This window comes from Megasphaera sp. DJF_B143 (assembly GCF_900320625.1).
GTDB classification, from domain to species: Bacteria; Bacillota; Negativicutes; order Veillonellales; family Megasphaeraceae; genus Megasphaera; species Megasphaera hexanoica.
In genome coordinates this window covers 1-3,329 of record NZ_ONTA01000318.1, presented here as the reverse complement: position 1 = coordinate 3,329, position 3,329 = coordinate 1, and the positions used below count along the sequence as shown (strand labels likewise).

3 protein-coding genes and 1 pseudogene are annotated in these 3,329 nt (G+C 46.7%); all 4 read left to right on the top strand.

All coding sequences use genetic code 11. The features are described from left to right. Positions 1-505, top strand: a pseudogene (locus DBO31_RS09100) (CRISPR-associated helicase/endonuclease Cas3); the annotation flags it as partial. A gap of 17 nt (positions 506-522) precedes the next feature. Continuing rightward, positions 523-1,176: a type I-C CRISPR-associated protein Cas5c gene (gene cas5c, locus DBO31_RS09095; RefSeq protein WP_014016933.1), complete on the top strand. Its 654-nt coding sequence runs from the start codon at positions 523-525 to the stop codon at positions 1,174-1,176. After that, positions 1,173-3,035, top strand: a complete 1,863-nt coding sequence (cas8c, locus tag DBO31_RS09090) for a type I-C CRISPR-associated protein Cas8c/Csd1 (protein ID WP_150824994.1) — start codon at positions 1,173-1,175, stop codon at positions 3,033-3,035. The genes cas5c and cas8c overlap by 4 nt, the downstream gene beginning before the upstream one ends. A gap of 1 nt (position 3,036) precedes the next feature. Continuing rightward, positions 3,037-3,329 (top strand): type I CRISPR-associated protein Cas7 (locus DBO31_RS09085; RefSeq protein WP_200817512.1); only part of this gene is annotated, 293 nt, incomplete at its 3' end.

The following is a 3,329-nucleotide window of genomic DNA, read 5'->3' as shown; positions in this document are numbered from 1 at the left end:
TAAACCTATGAACCGGATTCCGGCTTTCGTGCGGCGTCCTATCGAAATAACCCAGATGGTGGCGAAGGACCATGCCGACATAGCCAGTGCAGAGAGTATTAAAGCGTATTTCGACCAGCTCCATTATACGCTTGGCGAAGACCAGCTGGACAGTAAAGATGTGTTAAAACGATTAGAAGTGAATAAACCGGCCTTTACAGAGATTGCAAAAGATTTCAAACTGATAGAAGAAGACAGCCGGACCGTTTTTATTCCCATAGATGATGACCTGGACAACCAGAAAATCCTGGCACAATTGAGAAGCGGTGTTTGCAACCGGTCCATACTCCGTAAGGCGAATCAATATATGGTCGGCGTCTATGAGAATCAGTTCAGGAAACTAGAGGAAACGAATAAGCTGGAAGCGTTGGAGTTTGGATTGTACGTACTAACGGATCCGGCAGCATATGATCCGGATACGGGGCTCGTCGTCAATATGGAAGATGGAATAGGCATCTTTTTATAAATTAGGGAGATGATGATATGGCAATACGAGTAGAAGTTTGGGGAGATTATGCCTTATTCTCCCGGCCGGAAATGAAAACAGAACGCGTCAGTTATGATGTCATGACGCCGTCTGCGGCACGAGGCATCATTGAGGCGATTTATTGGCATCCCGGACTCAAATGGATTATTGATAAAATCTATGTTCTCAGTCCTATCCGGTTCACCAATATCCGCCGCAATGAAGTCAAGGCAAAGGCCAGCGCCAGAGCGGCCAAGCAGGCGATGACTAAGAAAAATGTGGACTTGTATTTGAGTACGAAAGAAGAAATCCAGCAGCGGGCTTCTATGGTACTGTGCAAGGTGCATTATGTCATCGAAGCGCATTTTGAACTGACCGATAAGGCCAATGCTTCTGACAATGCTGGAAAGTTCCAGGATATCATCCGCCGCCGCTTGAAGCGGGGACAATGTTATCATACGCCTTATTTTGGCTGCCGGGAATTTCCTGTCAATTTCCGGGAATACGAATTTGACAGTGTGCCGACAGCCTATGCCGGGGAAGATAAGGAATTAGGCTATATGCTGTATGACATGGATTATTCCGATTTACAGCACATACGGCCTATGTTCTTCAAAGCGACCTTACATAATGGGGTCCTGGATTTGCGGGATTGTGAGGTGCACTCATGATTTTACAATCGTTGGTAGCGTATTATGAAACCTTAGCCCGGCAGGGAGCTATTGCCAAGCCGGGGTGGGGGGACTATAAGATTTCCTATGCTGTCAATCTGAATCAGCAGGGCGAAGTCATCGGAATCCTATCCTTAGAAAAAGAAGTGATGCGGGGGAAAAAGACGGTATCCGTGCCTACGGTCCATATGCTGCCGGAAGGCGTGAAAAAATCATCGGGTATCCGGCCGCAGTTCCTGTGGGCCAATGCCGCTTATTGCCTGGGGCTGCCTAAAGACATGAAGACAGCGGATATGGCAGAAGATGCGGCAGCCAAATGGGAAAAAGAGAAAAAACGGAGTATAGCTTGTTTTGAAGCGATGAAAAAATATCATTTGGATATCTTAGAAGCTGTCCACACGCCGTCAGCAGAGGCATTGAAGCGGTTCTTTACGATGTGGAAGCCGGAAACAGCAGAAAATCATCCCGTGTTGAAACCCTATCTGGCCACCAACCTGTTGACAGCCAATGTAATGTATGCCGTCGAAGGTGTCTTTGTCAAAGATGATGAACCCATCAGGGCTGCCTGGGATGCCCATTATAATCAGCCATCTGCTGATGCTGTCGAAGGGCAGTGTTTGGTCACGGGGAAAATAGCGCCCATTGCCCGCATCCATCCCAATATCAAAGGCGTCCGCGGCGCTCAGTCCTCAGGAGCTTCCTTAGTATCTTTCAACGCAGATGCTTTTGAATCATACGGTCATTCAGGGGGGCAGTGCTATAATGCCCCTGTCAGCGAACATGCCGCTTTTGCCTATACGACGGCATTGAATCAGCTTATTGCCGATGAAAAGCACTGTAAGGTCATTGGCAATACGACCGTTGTCTATTGGGCAGCCGAGGGGGAAGAAGCCTATCAGGATTTGCTTCATAGCGCCGTTTTTGAAGATGACGATGCCATCGACGATGAGACCCTGGATGCCTTGTTTTCGCATATCCAAAACGGGATGCCCTTTGATTTTCACGGTGTCCCCATCCACCCGGATACGCCTTTTTATATCCTGGGACTGTCTCCCAATGCGGCAAGGCTTTCGGTCCGCTTTTTCTTGCAGGACACATTCGGTCATTTTATCGACCATGTGCGCAGGCATTATGAGAGACTGGAAATCGTTATGCCTCAGCGTCATCGGGCCTACCTGCCATTATGGAGACTGTTGGGGGAAACGGTAAATAAAAAAAGTAAAGATAAAGCAGCATCCCCGCTTCTGGCAGGGGCTGTGATGCGCAGCATCCTCTCGGATACGCCTTACCCGCAGGCTTTATACAATAGCGTCATGTTGAGAGTCAAAGCAGACCAGGATGATAAAGATAAGCATATCTATAAAATTAGTGCCGAAAAAGCCGCCATCATCAAGGCTTGTTTATTGAAGAATTTTCCGAAAGGAGAGGAAGTAACTGTGGCATTGAATGAAGAAAGTACGAATACGGCCTATGTATTAGGCCGACTGTTCTCTGTATTGGAACAAATTCAGGAAAAAGCCCATGAAAAAGATAATGGACGCGGTAAGGTTCCCGACTCAGAAAAGAATCGGAAAGGAATAAATAGCACGATTAAGGATCGATTTTTTAATAGTGCGGCTGCGACCCCGGGATGGGTATTTCCAATTTTGTTGAAAATGGCCAATCACCATTTACGCAAATTGAATGATAGAAAGGGCTTAAAAATTACTCTTGAAAAAATGGTCACAGAATTGGAAGGGAAAATCGAGATGAATGGCCAGCCTATTCCGGCGCGGATGAATTTGAACGATCAAGGCTTATTTATTTTAGGCTATTACCATCAGACCCAGAAACGGTATATGAAAAAGGAGGAAAAATAAGATGTCCGAACCCATTAAGAATCGCTATGAATTTACCATCCTGTTTGACGTAGAAAATGGCAATCCCAATGGAGATCCCGATGCCGGCAATATGCCGCGCGTAGACCCGGAAACCGGATACGGCCTGGTTACCGATGTCTGCTTGAAGCGTAAGATACGCAATTGCATTGAAACGATTTGCGAAGACCAGCCTGGCTATCGCATTTACGTCAAAGAAGGCGTTCCTTTGCAGCGCAGTGACAAAGAAGCGTTAACCTACGTGGGCATTGATGAAAAGACGGATATAAAAAAGAT